General features: G+C 44.9%; 10 protein-coding genes and 1 pseudogene. 7 read left to right on the forward strand and 4 right to left on the reverse strand.

What is annotated here, in order from left to right:
- Positions 1-24: 24 nt before the first annotated feature.
- Entirely contained in the window at positions 25-1,302 is a 1,278-nt protein-coding gene (locus L0U88_RS08905) for a competence/damage-inducible protein A (RefSeq protein WP_234865696.1), read from the reverse strand.
- Positions 1,303-1,352: 50 nt separating this feature from the next.
- On the opposite strand from L0U88_RS08905, the gene dacB reads away from it, so the two are divergent.
- A complete protein-coding gene (dacB, locus tag L0U88_RS08910; protein ID WP_234865697.1) occupies positions 1,353-2,744 on the forward strand; it encodes a D-alanyl-D-alanine carboxypeptidase/D-alanyl-D-alanine endopeptidase in 1,392 nt (463 codons plus the stop codon).
- Here dacB and L0U88_RS08915 read toward each other — a convergent pair.
- Positions 2,717-3,142 carry an acyl-CoA thioesterase gene (locus L0U88_RS08915; RefSeq protein ID WP_234865698.1) on the reverse strand — a complete coding sequence of 142 codons (426 nt, stop codon included), beginning with the start codon at positions 3,140-3,142 and terminating at the stop codon, positions 2,717-2,719. The two genes, dacB and L0U88_RS08915, sit on opposite strands and share 28 nt — an antisense overlap.
- Before the next feature lie 74 nt (positions 3,143-3,216).
- The gene (locus L0U88_RS08920) at positions 3,217-3,624 is read right to left on the reverse strand and encodes a DoxX family protein (protein ID WP_234865699.1); all 408 of its coding nucleotides are present in this window, start codon (positions 3,622-3,624) and stop codon (positions 3,217-3,219) included.
- A gap of 153 nt (positions 3,625-3,777) precedes the next feature.
- On the opposite strand from L0U88_RS08920, the gene L0U88_RS08925 reads away from it, so the two are divergent.
- The 4 genes from L0U88_RS08925 to L0U88_RS08940 all read left to right on the forward strand — a co-directional run bounded on the left by L0U88_RS08925 (position 3,778) and on the right by L0U88_RS08940 (position 10,104).
- Positions 3,778-6,810: a tetratricopeptide repeat protein gene (locus L0U88_RS08925; RefSeq protein WP_234865700.1), complete on the forward strand. Its 3,033-nt coding sequence runs from the start codon at positions 3,778-3,780 to the stop codon at positions 6,808-6,810.
- A 22-nt stretch (positions 6,811-6,832) separates the two neighbouring features.
- Positions 6,833-8,485 (forward strand): hypothetical protein, encoded by a 1,653-nt coding sequence (locus L0U88_RS08930; RefSeq protein ID WP_234865701.1) that lies wholly within the window; start codon positions 6,833-6,835, stop codon positions 8,483-8,485.
- A gap of 61 nt (positions 8,486-8,546) precedes the next feature.
- On the forward strand, positions 8,547-9,203 hold the full coding sequence (locus L0U88_RS08935) for a hypothetical protein (protein ID WP_234865702.1): 657 nt from the start codon (positions 8,547-8,549) through the stop codon (positions 9,201-9,203).
- A gap of 1 nt (position 9,204) precedes the next feature.
- Entirely contained in the window at positions 9,205-10,104 is a 900-nt protein-coding gene (locus tag L0U88_RS08940; protein ID WP_234865703.1) for a class I SAM-dependent methyltransferase, read from the forward strand.
- Here the strand turns inward: L0U88_RS08940 and L0U88_RS08945 are convergent.
- Positions 10,097-10,939 (reverse strand): glutaminyl-peptide cyclotransferase, encoded by an 843-nt coding sequence (locus tag L0U88_RS08945; RefSeq protein ID WP_234865704.1) that lies wholly within the window; start codon positions 10,937-10,939, stop codon positions 10,097-10,099. The genes L0U88_RS08940 and L0U88_RS08945 overlap by 8 nt on opposite strands.
- A gap of 205 nt (positions 10,940-11,144) precedes the next feature.
- Between L0U88_RS08945 and L0U88_RS08950 the strand changes: the two genes are divergently transcribed.
- Both L0U88_RS08950 and L0U88_RS08955 read left to right on the forward strand, forming a co-directional pair.
- Positions 11,145-12,365 (forward strand): M43 family zinc metalloprotease, encoded by a 1,221-nt coding sequence (locus L0U88_RS08950; protein WP_234865705.1) that lies wholly within the window; start codon positions 11,145-11,147, stop codon positions 12,363-12,365.
- 180 nt (positions 12,366-12,545) lie between these two features.
- Positions 12,546-13,440, forward strand: a pseudogene (locus L0U88_RS08955) (integrase core domain-containing protein).

Consider the following 13,440-nt stretch of genomic DNA (forward strand, 5'->3'; position numbering starts at 1 on the left):
AAAGGTAAGGATTCAGTATTAATGTTAATGACTGTTAGTTTTTTCCGTACCCCGACTGATTATAAATTTTCTTAACAGGTTAAAGGCGTTGGTGGCGGTTAGTTCGATATTCCTGCGCCGGTCGAACCGGAAATGAAATTGCTGGGTGATGATTTCGTCCTGATTGCCAACAGCCACCCAAACTGTACCAACCGGTTTTCTGGAGGATCCACCATCCGGACCCATTATTCCGCTGGTAGCAATAACATAATCCGTTTTGAGAGCTGCCAATGCCCCTTTGACCATCTGGATAACAGTAGCCTCACTTACCGCACCTTCCGATTCCAGGGTAGAATCCGGCACATCTAACAGGTGTTTTTTAACCTGGTTGTCATAACTGATGATACTGCCCAGGTAATAGCGGCTGCTGCCGGCAACTGAAGTAAGCAGCTGAGCGATATAACCACCTGTGCAGCTTTCTGCTGTTCCCAGGGTTTCTCTACGGTCCAGCAACATCCGGGCAACCACCTGGTCCATGGATTCATCCTTGTTGGTGACCAGCACGTCTGCCACTTGCTCCTGCAACAAGGTGAACTGCTCCTCCATGATTTTTTCAATGGTTTCTTTATCATAACCGGAGGCACTGAGCCTGAGTCGTACCATTCCGTAATTCGGCAGGTAAGCCAGTTTTATGAAAGCAGGCAGGCTGGTTTCAAAAGCATTGATGCGTTCTGCCAGGAAGGATTCACCAATACCGGCAGTAAGGAGGGTGCGATGTACAATAACAGGAGGCTGAAAGTGCTGCAATAGGCGGGGGATCACTTCATCGCTCATCAGACCCTTCATTTCATGCGGCACACCAGGAAGCGAAGCAACAATCTTATTGTTTTTTTCAAACCACATACCAGGAGCAGTACCATTCCGATTGTGTAACACGGTGCACACATCCGGTACATCTGCCTGCCGGATATTCCGTTCAATCATGGGTCGTTTCAGTACTTTTTCAAAGAGGTAGGTAACATGTGCCAGTACCTTCGGATCACTGACCAATTTACCGCCAAAATATTCACAGAGCAGGGGTTTTGTGATGTCATCGGCGGTAGGGCCGAGGCCACCAGTAAGTAGTATAATATCGGATTTTTCGAGCTCTTCGTCGAGTGTAGACCAGATGGCATTCCATTCATCTCCTACGGCAACCCTTCTGCTAACGGTGATGCCTACCAGATTTAATTGCTGTGCCATCCAGGCACTGTTGGTATCAATAACCTGACCGATCAGTAATTCGTCGCCAATGGTAATAATACTGGCTCTCAGTAATTCCATACAATTGATTCAATGCGTAAAGGTAGCAGCAATTCTTCCTAAATTGCCGGATGAGTTGGAAACAAATCTGGAGCGGTGTTGGTTCTGTATTGATTGGTATTTCGATGCAGGCGCAAACGGTGCCTGTTAGGCTTTCTCAAAAAGTTCAGGCGTTGCTCAAAGAGCCGAGTATGAAACATGCTGCTGTAGCCCTATCTGTTTTGGATGGAGTAACCGGTAAACCAGTGTATGAATACAATGAACAGATGGGGCTGGCACCAGCCAGTACACTGAAAGTATTAACGGCGATGGCTGCTCTTGAATCCCTGGGACCCGACTATCGTTTCGAAACCCGACTTGATTTCCGGGGTGAAATCAGGGAAGGGATATTGGATGGAGATCTGCTGATCAGGGGTGGAGGCGATCCTTCCCTGGGTTCGTGGAGGTATTCAGCTACCAAAGAAGACGTATTCTGGGAGGCCTGGATAAAAGCGCTGAAAGCAACAGGCATAAAAAAAATAACAGGAAGTATCCTGCTAAGTGAAGAGGAGCCGGATTTGGAACGCATACCGGATGGATGGATCTGGCAGGATATCGGTAATTATTATGGAGCTGGAGCAGGTTCCCTGAACTGGAGGGAAAACCAGTATGATGTGGTATTGGCAGCCGGACAAAAAATCGGGGATCCTGTACGGATTTTGCGTACCAAACCTGAGTTGCATGGAGTGGAACTGAGATCTGTTTTAACAACCGGCGCAAAGGGAAGTGGCGATAATGCTTATATCTATCTTGCTCCTGGCTCAAATCAGGGAGTAATAAGAGGCACGATTCCCCTGGGGGAGCAGGCTTTTTCAATATCCGGGTCAATGCCCGATCCGGTTTCTCAGTTCATCGCCACTTTTAAACAGAAGCTTTCGGATGCAGGAATAGAACTCTCCAATGAAAACGGGGGGACAGCATCAGGAAAGACAGGAACGCTCGCGAAAACAGCATCGCCCCGGCTGGACTCACTGGTATATTGGTTCATGCGGAAAAGTATCAACCTTTATGGCGAGGCGATGATAAAAGAACTGGCCCGTAAGATGGGAAAAACACCTTCAACAGCAGCCGGAGTAGAGCACCTGGTTGCATTCTGGAAAGCCATAGGTATCGAACCGGGTGCGCTTCAATTGATGGATGGCAGTGGATTATCTCCACAAAACCGCGTTACAGCAAATGCATTGGCAACTGCTATATTCTGGTCCACCAAACAAAGCTGGCACAGGCAATTTTATGATTCCTTTCCCCTCTATAACGGTATGCAACTAAAAAGCGGTTCCATTAATGGCGCCCGAGCCTATACAGGTTTTCATACTGCTGCAGATGGAAAAAAATACGTCGTTGCCATACTGGTAAACAATTATACCGGTTCTGGCACTGCTGCTGTTCGATCGCTTTATTCTGTTTTGGATGTGTTGAAATAAGGCGCCAGTTTCTGGAATAAGGCATCCGGCATGGATGTTTTTTCCTTTGTATCAGCTTTAATAAAATAAAGTACCACTTTTCCGATGGTCAGCAATTTCTGGTGTTCATTGAATACTTCCTGCTGGAATTCAATCCGGTGATTGGTTGGCAGATGCGCCAGGGTAGTACGCACGGTTAACAGATCGTCGTAATGAGCCGGACGTAGAAATTTGGTGTGCAATTCCACAATGGGCATGATAACGCCCATCGCTTCCATGTCTTTATAACTGAATCCGAGTTGCCTGATACTTTCAGCACGGGCCACTTCGAAATATTGTGCATAATTACCATGGTACACCACATTCATCTGGTCGGTTTCTGCATACCGCACACGTACCTGGGTTTCTGAAATATACATTTTACACTTTCTTATGTTAATTTATTCTTCTCACATCTCACGTCTCACATCTGACGTCTCACGTCTCACATTCCTTACCTTCCCATCATGCGGTCGAGAGAGGCTCTTCCAGGGCCAACCAGCAGGATGGAAAGAAAACCAACAAGGAAAAGTGCCGCTTTTTCTCCTTCCTTAATGTCATGGTTATGCGCAATAAAAAAGGCTACGCCCATTGCAATTACAAGCGGGATAGCTGCCAGCCGGGTAAACAATCCCGCCATGATCAGCAGACTGCAAAACACTTCAGCAAAGATGACGAGAATCAGCGACCAGTCGGATCCGATATGAAAAGGATCGCTGAATTTGCTCTGCAGACTTGGGTATTTTGTTAATTTCTGAAAACCATGATCAACCAGCATTAAACCTCCGAAAGTAATTCGCATCAAAAAGCTCATAGTATCAAATGCCCATTCCTGGTAGCTGGTGGAAAGTAGTTTTTTCATTCTGGATTTTTTGCCAAAAATAGGCACTCGACAGAAAGAATTGTTAATGATTTCAATTATCCACAGTTGTTTGGAACGTTATTTGGTCAGGATTAAAATATTTGAAAACTTTACCCGGTTTCAAGTGGCCTTTGAAAATAAAATCAACAACAAGTGAGAAACTTCGTCGCAACGATCCTGTGCTGTTCCCTTCTTCAATTTGGACAGGCACAACAAACTGGATTTTTCACTGATCCCCGGAACGGATATAAACAAGCCAAGGAATATTATCAGCAGGGACAATACAGTCTTGCTTACCCGATATTTCGTGAATTGTATCAGCAGCAGCGGGAACCAGATCTTACCAATAATGCGCTTAACTCCCAGGAATTACGGTTTTATACATTGTCCTGCGGTTTGATGCTACATGAAAAAGGCGCTCTGGAGCAGGCAACAGAATATGCAGAACTGGAAGAAAACGTAAGCAGGGTAGAGCTGATGAGTTTTCATCTGGGAGAATACTATTTTCGCCAGAAAGATTTTTACCAGGCTGTAAATTTTTACGAAAAGACATCCCTGACAAACCTGGAAAACAGCCAGGTTGCAACCCTGAAATTTCACCAGGGCTACAGTTATTTTAACCTGCAGCAGTTTGATAAAGCAAAACCGCTGCTGGATGCAGTACGCCAGATGAAAAGTTCAGAGCATTATGTGGATGCCAATTATTATTATGGCTTTATTGCCTTTAGAGACCGCCAATACCGCACAGCGCTGGAATCGTTCCGGATCGTGGAAAATGCGGAAGCCTATAGTGATGTTGTGCCCTATTATATTGCCAGTATTTTGTATATAACCGGAGAAAAGGAGAAGGCCCTGGAATATGCCGGCGGAAGGCTGTCAAAAGGGAAAGGCTATTATGACCTTGAATTATCCAAGCTGGTGGGACATGGCTGGTTTGAAAAAGGTGAGTATGGGAAAGCTCTTCCTTACCTGGAAAAATTTGCAGAGCGAAATACACTGGGCCGGTACGACCAGTATGAATTATCCTACACGCAATACCAGCTGAAGCAATACGAGAAAGCTATTGAAGGGTTCAAAAAACTTTCTGGAAAAGAAGATTCGCTTGCACAAAACTCGATGTATCTACTTGGAGATGCTTACCTGAAAACCGGGCAGAAAGCAAATGCACGAAATGCATTTTTGTTTTGCGCCATCAACAGCTCCAATCCAACGCAGCAGGAGATATCAAGATTCAATTATGGGAAGTTGTCCTACGAACTGGGCTACCATGATATTGCCTTAAATGAGTTGCAGCAGTTTTTAGCTACTTATCCCAATTCCAGTTATGCAGCAGAAGCGCGGGAGGTATTGGTAGGCGTGATGGCCACCACAAGCAATTTTAAAGACGCGCTAACCTTGCTGGAAAGCATTCGGCAACCATCGGAGCAGGTAAAGCGATTTTATCCTTCCATTTTGTACGGTCGTGCAACTGAACTGATCAATGATAACCGATTAGCAGAAGCCGATCTGTTGCTAGATAAAGCCTTGAAGGCACCTTATAATACAGCTATCCTTCCGTTGACCCAGTTCTGGAAAGGAGAGCTGGCATACCGTACCGGTGCAGTTGAAGAAGCAATTGAATATTATACCGATTACCTCAAGAATCCGGTAACCAATAATGAAGTCAGCAGTACCAATGCACACTACAATTTGGGTTATGCATATCTGCGGAAAGAGTTGTACCGTCAGGCACAGGCCAGTTTTGATGCTGTAATAAAAACACCCGCAGCAAGATCAACTCAGGTGGAACAGGATGCTTATATCCGGTCTGCCGATGCGGTTTACATGCAGCGTGATTATAAAAAAGCTTCCTCCATGTATGATCGTGCCATCCAACTGGGATGGGCGTCGAGTGATTATGCGAATTTTCAGAAAGCCATGATCGCCGGCATTTCCAATTCGGGCGATAAAATCCGGCTCTTGCAGCAACTACAACAGAAGTACCCCAATTCTTCTTTGATACCGGATGCAAATATGGAAATTGCCCAATCTTACCTGGCAAACGAAGATTTTAAAGAAGCAATCCCTTATCTGCAGGCAGTAATGAAAGATGCCCGCAGTGAAGCACTGAAGCCAAGAGCCTATTTGCGTGCAGGAATTGCCCATTATAACCTGGGAAACAATGAAGCAGCATTAAAGCAATACAATACGTTACTGGAACAATATCCCAATTCAACGGAGGCGGAAGATGCACTGGACAATGCGAGAAGCATTTATGTGGAAGAGGGACGCACCAGTGAATACATTGGTTATGCCAGGAAAATGGGCCGGGATATTTCCACCAGTCAACAGGATTCACTTTCTTATGCTGAGGCAGAAATACAATTGAGCAACGGAAATTTCACCAATGCGATCAGCCGGTTTGATGCCTATCTGAAAAATTATCCCCAGGGGCGCTATGTAGTGGAGGCAAACTATTATAAGGGAGAAATTCATCTAAGCAGAAAAGAATTTGCACCAGCAGCTGCAGCTTATGAAGCCGTGGCTAGTCGGGTGCCTAATAAGTTTGGAGAAAAATCACTGTTGCAGGCGGCCCGGATCAATTTCTTCGATCTTAAGCAATATGAAAAAGCGGCCGGCCTGTATGCACAGTTAAAGAATTTTGCAAGCACGGAGGAAAATAAACTGGAAGCAATGCGCGGTCAGTTACGAAGTGAGTTTCAATTAGGACAATGGGCTCAGGCCGTGGAAAATGCCAAGGAGTTACTGAAAGCAAAAGGCGCCAGCGGCGATGATAAGCTGCTCAGTAACATGGTGCTTGCCCGGGCAGCCCAGGAAGAAAAGAACTATGACCTGGCCATTTCATATTACAAGGCGGCAGTGACAGGTGGCAAAGGTGCTTACAGTGCGGAAGCCAGGTACCAGATCGCCTGGTGTTTATTTGAGCAGTCTAAATTAAAAGAGTCGGAAAAAGCAGCATTTGAAGTGATCAATAAAAGCGGTTCCTATGAAGAATGGGTAACACGTTCTTATATACTGCTGGGTGATATCTATATGAAACAGCAGGATTATTTCAATGCAAAGGCAACTTATCAGAGTATTGTAGAGAATGCCTCCATCCCTGAATTAAAGGAAATGGCACAACAAAAACTCAAGCAGGCAACCGAAGCGGAAAGCAAACAGAATACCATCTCTGCTAAAAATTGAATCAACTAAAGAAAGTATTTCCATGAGCATTATTCAGGTAATTGGAAAATCGCTGGTAGTGGGAGCAGGGTTATTATCCCTGGGACTATGCGCAATGGCACAGGATAGCAGCAAAAGAAAAACCATTGATATAACCTCCACCTTTAAACCGGTTTTGCGGGATGCGGTAAAGCTTAACTTTTCAGCCGCACAGCCGGCACTTGATACCACCAGGCCGGTTTTGGGTTATTCCATACCCGTTCAGCAGGTTAAATTGCCATACCAGCCGGGAACCTTGAAACCGGTTGCCATGCAGATTGACTCTTTGGTGCCCTGGAAGAATAGCCAGTATGTAAAAGTTGGCGTGGGCAACAATCATATTCCCTATGCACAGGCAGGATTCAGTTTTGGTGAAGGCAAAGCATCATACCTGAATTTGTATGGAGAAGTATTCGCAAGTAAAGGAAAGCTTGATTTTCAAAAGCATAATATGGCGGAAGTCAGAGCCCGAGCCGGACAAATGCTAAATCAAAATCATCAGGTATCGGCAACGGTTGGTTTCAAAGGGGAAGATTATTTCTTATACGGCTACCGGCCAACTACACTGGATTTCACCAAACGTGAATTACGGCAGCAGTTTCAGACACTGGATGGTGAAGTTACCTTACGCAATACCAATCCTACGGAATTTGGATTGAGTTATCAGCCAACTGTAAGGGTTGTATCCTTCCGTCACAATAATGCCGACAGCAGTGCCCGGGAACAGAATTTCGTATTTAAGTTACCGGTTCAGAAAACCTTTGGAAAAAGTTTTGGTATTAACCTGGCATTTACCGGAGACCTTACAAATTATAAGGCAGATGGAAAATCAACCATCAAAAACAACCTGTTTCAACTGGCGCCCTCGCTTTTGTTGAAAACACCGAATGTATCTATTCAAACAGGCATCCTTCCGTCCTGGGATAACAAGGTGTTCCATATGTTGCCCAATATCCTGGCAGACTTTACCACCAACGACAAGCAGTTTACCTTCCAGGCCGGTTATATCGGATATTTCAATAAGGGAAGTATGCAGCGATTTTCAACCATCAATCCCTGGATTGCACAACCCGATCAATTGCTTAACACCCGGGTAGTGGAACTATATGGTGGAATTAAAGGGGTGCTGGCGCAACATTTTACCTACAACGCCAAATTGGGTGTACAGAAACAACGGAATGTAAACCTTTTTGTAAATGACCTGCGAGATGGTAAAACCTTTTTAACGGTGTATGCCCCTGAAATGGATGTTGTAACAGTGCACGGTGAAATAGGGTATCATAAAGGAGAGAAGTTAACATTTACCTCCGGAATTACGTACAATAATTTCGTCGATGTGGAAGGACAGGAAAAAGCATGGGGACTGTTCCCTCTAGAAGTAAATGCAAGCCTTCGCTGGAAAATCATTGATGATCTGTATTTCAAAACAGATTTCATCGGTTGGGATGGTCCTGCTTACCGGAATCAATCCGGATTGGCATTTAAAGGAGATAAGGCGTTTGACCTCAGTTCCGGATTGGAATTCAAGGTTACTAAATCCATTGATCTCTGGTTACAAATGAATAATATCCTGAACAATCGGTATGAGCGCTGGAACCAATACCAGGTGTATGGTTTCAACGTGCTGGGAGGGGTGATTTTGAGATTGAACCGCTAATCTGATAAGTATTTTTTGACGGGTCAGGTAAAATTCGGTTTTTTGTCCGATTGGAACCTGTATGGAAAGACTGGATGTATTAACCAATTATTTATTGCAACAAAAGCGAATCAGCATTCCTGGTTTGGGCACGCTGCATATGGAGCGGGTACCGGCAAGAACAGATTTTGTGAATGCCCGGATTCTTCCGCCTTTGTACAGATTCCGGTTCGATCAATATTTTGATGCGCCGGATAAAGACCTGTTTGGTTATTTGTCCAACCACCTGGGTATACCGGATTTTGAAGCTGTAAAATGGTACAATGAATTTGCCTATGCATTACGGTCCAAAATCAGGAATAACGAATCTGCAGCATGGCCCGGACTGGGAAGTTTTGTTTCAGATGATAAAGGTGAAATAACATTCGAAACTGAGAAGCCTTCTTTTGATCTTCCGGATCCGGTTCCGGCTAACAGGATCATACACGAACACACGGAGCATGCAATTCTGGTTGGAGACCGTGAAGTGGTGGTATCTGATCTTACGGAAAGATCGTCCGAGGCAGTTTTCATTGAAAGGGGTTCCTGGTGGATCTATGCATTGATTATCGCGGCGCTGGCATTGATTGCCATCGGGTACCATTACTTCCTACAGGATGCTGGTCAACAAAGCGGGGGAAGCCAGCAGAAAGTTCCGGCCTACCAAATGCCCTCCACCAGCAGAACTATTAATAACTAGTATGGGATCGATTCATATTACTGCATGCCCGGTTTGTTCTGGTGGTAACATTCACCCGGTAGTAGAACTCCAGGATTTCTCGGTATCCAAACAGGCATTTGCGATATGGGAATGCGAACAATGTAGTTTTCGCTTTACGCAGGATATCCCTGATCAGGCGGCCATCACCCCTTATTATAAATCTGAAAATTATGTATCACACAGTGATACCAATAAGGGATTGATAAATCGGTTATACCATCTCGTTAGACGATTTACTTTAAGAGGCAAACGTACTTTGGTAGAAAGGGAGAGCGAAAAAAAATCCGGCCGGTTGTTGGATGTAGGAGCAGGTACTGGCGCTTTTCTTATGGAAATGAAAGCTGCCGGCTGGGATATAACTGGTCTTGAGCCGGATGCGGATGCAAGAAAACTGGCGCAAACTAAAACAGGTTTGTTGCTTCAGGAGCCGGATACACTGTTTCGACTACCTGCTGAAAACTTCGATGTTATCACGCTTTGGCATGTGTTGGAACATGTTCATGCATTACATGAATATCTGGATCAGTTTCATAGTTTATTGAGGAAGGATGGTGTTTTACTGATTGCAGTACCCAATTATACCTCCGGTGATGCGCACCATTATCAGCAATATTGGGCGGCTTACGATGTGCCGAGACACCTGTATCATTTTTCTCCCAGGGCGATGCGCACACTAATGGGAAAACACCACTTCAGTGTGCTGCGAATACTGCCAATGTGGTTTGATAGTTTTTATGTAAGTATGCTGAGTGAAACCTATCGGAAGGGCAAATCCAACCTGACTGCAGCTTTTTGGCAGGGATTGAAATCCAATCTTGCTGCCATGGGGGATCGTGAGAAAGCGAGTTCCCTTATTTATGTTATCAAAAAAACTAGTTGAACCGAACTTCCAGAAGTACCGGCCAGAGTTTGCCGGTAATATAGATTTTCCCGGAGGCAGGATCATAGGCAATTCCATTTAATACAGCATCTCCGTTATTGTAATCGGTATTGGGAAAGTACTGTTGTTTCATAGAATCCAACATGCCAGATAAATCAGCCCGGGCTATCACCTGTCCGTTTGAAGGATCTATTTTCAGGATATGATTGGTTTGCCATTTATTCGCATAGATATAACCGTTGATATACTCCAGTTCATTCAGGTTATTAACCGGACCGTATTGATCGGTAACACTTAGTATGCGGGCAGTTTTAAAGTCAGCTGGATCAAGAAAATACAGATTGCTGGAACCATCGGATAGAATCAGGTGGGTGCTGTCGTGGGTGAGTCCCCATCCTTCGGTTTTGATCTGGAACTCGCCTGTTTTTTTGAGCGTGGCCGGGTCGTATATAAAGCCTTTTTTTTCGGTCCAGGTAACTTGAAATAATTTATCCTGGAATACGGTAATTCCTTCACCAAAATAATCCTTGTCAAGTGGCTGGGTGGATATAGCTTTTCCTGAGCCAAGATCTATTTTGGAAATTTTGGATGTATAATCATTCACACCCGGTTTACCTCCCGTGCCTTCCAGCAATTGTCCCTTATATACAACTAACCCCTGGACATAGGAACTTGCATCATGCGGAAAAACATTCACCGTATTTACCTGCATGGTTGCAGGAGCGGGCAGATTATTGGAGGGAAGCTGCTGGCTATTTTCTGCAGGCTGCGGAGCATTGTTGCAGGCGCTTGCCAGAAAGCAAACCAGCATCGCGAAAAATGAGTTCTTTTTCATAGACATGAAAGCAAAGGTAGGATGCCCAAAGCTTCCATTCGTCTAAAAAACGCTAAAAAAGGGCCATTAATCTTTGAATTTCAACTAAAAAGCAGTTGTTTTACAGTTCTTCATCGAATATCCTCTGACCATTACTGTCGAAATCTACCCAATGAATTGCTGTTGATCCACGCTATGATTGGCCGTCCAAACAATCGATTTGTTCATGAGACGGATTCTGGTACTCTTAATAATATTGATCATACCTGCCCTTATATTCGCCCAGAAAGCGTGTGTACAGGACGGCTCTCCCCTTATTGCCAATTCTTCCTTCTCTATATCACCTGCAGTTTCATCTTCTCCGCTTGCTCCGATTTTTGAAATTCCTGCTCGCATAACGGTTCCCGTTGTGGTGCATATTCTTGAGTCTGCTGCATTCTCTGTTTCTGATGAACAGGTACAATCTCAGCTCGATGCGCTCAACCGTGATTTTCAGGCAGCAAACGCTGACCTGGTAAGGGTTCCGGATCGCTTTAAACACCTGGTGGCCAATTGCAATATCCGCTTTGAGCTGGCCAAAGTGGATCCATCCGGAGAGCCTACATCAGGAATCGTTCGTGTAAAAGCCGGGGTAAACCAATTCTCTCTTGATAACCGGATCAAGTTTCGCTCCAGAGGGGGATCCGATGCCTGGCCTGCTGCTCATTACCTGAATATCTGGGTTGGCAATATGGTGAGTGGTATAATGGGGTATTCCAGTATGCCCGGGGACGCACCAGAGCTGGATGGCGTGGTATTAAATCACACGATATTTGGCACATTGAATAAAAGAGGAAGATATACACTCGGGCGGGTGGCTGTGCATGAGGTCGGTCACTGGTTAGGCCTCAAACATATCTGGGGAGATGCTTATTGCGGTGATGATGGAATTGCCGATACCCCACCTCAAAAAAGTTATAATCGCGGTTGTCCTTCGGGTATTTTAAATTCCTGCGGAAATGATCCTAACGGTGATATGTACATGAATTACATGGATCTCACAGATGACAGTTGCATGTATATGTTTACCCTTGGGCAACGGGAAAAAATGCGTTCGGTATTTGCGGCTGGTGCACCAAGAAACAGCATTCTCGCCGGACTGGCGTTACAAACAGATGGAGATCCAATTGACCCGGAATGGGGACTGCCGGACCCTGCCAGCATAAAAGCACAACCCTTACAGGTATTCCCTGTACCAGCCTCAACTGAAATCAGGGTTGAGATTTCGGATTACGAAACACTCAAACAGAAGCAATTATTCATTTATAACATGATGGGTCAACAACTAATGCAGGTGCCCATCCGCAGCAGCCAGGTGATCATTCTTATTGGCAAACTGGCACCTGGTCAATACCTGATTAAAACGGACAGGCCAGACCAGGCAGTGGGGAGGTTTGTGAAAATGTGAGACGTATGGAAGTGAGACGTATGGAAGTGAGACGTCAGACGTGAGACGTCAGATGCACTTAGGAAGAATTGTGGATGCCATAGATAAAAGTAAAGTGTATTAGCTACGACTTAATCTGACAGTTAGGGTTAACTTTAGAGTAACTACAAACCAAAGTTTAACCCCTTAAAACTGTCAGAAATGAAAGTAGAAACTAAGTTAATCAAAACAAAGTTAGGTTTACTGCAATTAGCCGAGCAGTTAAACAACGTTACGCAAGCTTGTAAGTACATGGGCTATAGCCGGGCAATTAAGAGCCAGCAATGAGCTGCGCAAGATCGGTGTGTTCATCTCTGCTGCGGGTATCCGATGTGTATGGCAACGGCATGACTTGGAGACTTTCCCGAAGCGTTTGAAGGCGTTAGAAGCCCGTATGACCCAGGAAGGAATTGTTCTTACAGAAGCCCAAATGATGGCACTGGAGCGTAAGAAGGAGCAACGGGAAGCCCATGGTGAAATTGAGACAGAACACCCGGGTTACCTGGGATCACAGGATACCTACTATGTTGGAAATATCAAGGGTGTAGGGCGGATTTACCAACAGACATTTATTGATACCTACAGCCGGGTAGCTTTTGCGAAACTCTATACTTCCAAACATGCTATTACGTCGGCTGACATCCTGAATGATTGTGTAATCCCCTTCTTCGAGCAACATCAAATACCGCTGTTGCGGGTTCTGACTGACCGCGGAACGGAGTATAACGGGAAGCCAGAACACCATGAATATGAGCTGTATTTACAACTGGAAGAAATAGAGCATAGTAAAACTCAGGTGCGCCATCCTCAGAGCAATGGAATCTGTGAACGCTTACACAGAACAATGAAAGATGAGTTTTACTCCGTAGCGTTCAGGAAAAAGATGTACGATAACTTAGAGCTTCTTCAGCAAGACCTCGACAGCTGGCTTCAGTTCTATAACAATGAACGAACACACTCTGGAAGATACTGCTATGGCAAAACGCCTATGCAGACTTTTTTAGAATCATTACCTTTAGCTAAAGAAAAGCTGATCCAATATCCGGAATCAGCTTAA

It is taken from the genome of Flavihumibacter fluminis (assembly GCF_021491375.1).
Classification (GTDB): domain Bacteria; phylum Bacteroidota; class Bacteroidia; order Chitinophagales; family Chitinophagaceae; genus Flavihumibacter; species Flavihumibacter fluminis.

Excerpts from the sequence above, each read along its gene's own strand:
- L0U88_RS08905 (WP_234865696.1), bottom strand. The coding sequence starts at position 1,302 with ATGGAATTACTGAGAGCCAGTATTATTACCATTGGCGACGAATTACTG.
- dacB (WP_234865697.1), top strand. The coding sequence starts at position 1,353 with ATGAGTTGGAAACAAATCTGGAGCGGTGTTGGTTCTGTATTGATTGGT.
- L0U88_RS08915 (WP_234865698.1), bottom strand. The coding sequence starts at position 3,142 with ATGTATATTTCAGAAACCCAGGTACGTGTGCGGTATGCAGAAACCGAC.
- L0U88_RS08920 (WP_234865699.1), bottom strand. The coding sequence starts at position 3,624 with ATGAAAAAACTACTTTCCACCAGCTACCAGGAATGGGCATTTGATACT.
- L0U88_RS08930 (WP_234865701.1), top strand. The coding sequence starts at position 6,833 with ATGAGCATTATTCAGGTAATTGGAAAATCGCTGGTAGTGGGAGCAGGG.
- L0U88_RS08935 (WP_234865702.1), top strand. The coding sequence starts at position 8,547 with ATGGAAAGACTGGATGTATTAACCAATTATTTATTGCAACAAAAGCGA.
- L0U88_RS08940 (WP_234865703.1), top strand. The coding sequence starts at position 9,205 with ATGGGATCGATTCATATTACTGCATGCCCGGTTTGTTCTGGTGGTAAC.
- L0U88_RS08945 (WP_234865704.1), bottom strand. The coding sequence starts at position 10,939 with ATGAAAAAGAACTCATTTTTCGCGATGCTGGTTTGCTTTCTGGCAAGC.
- L0U88_RS08950 (WP_234865705.1), top strand. The coding sequence starts at position 11,145 with ATGAGACGGATTCTGGTACTCTTAATAATATTGATCATACCTGCCCTT.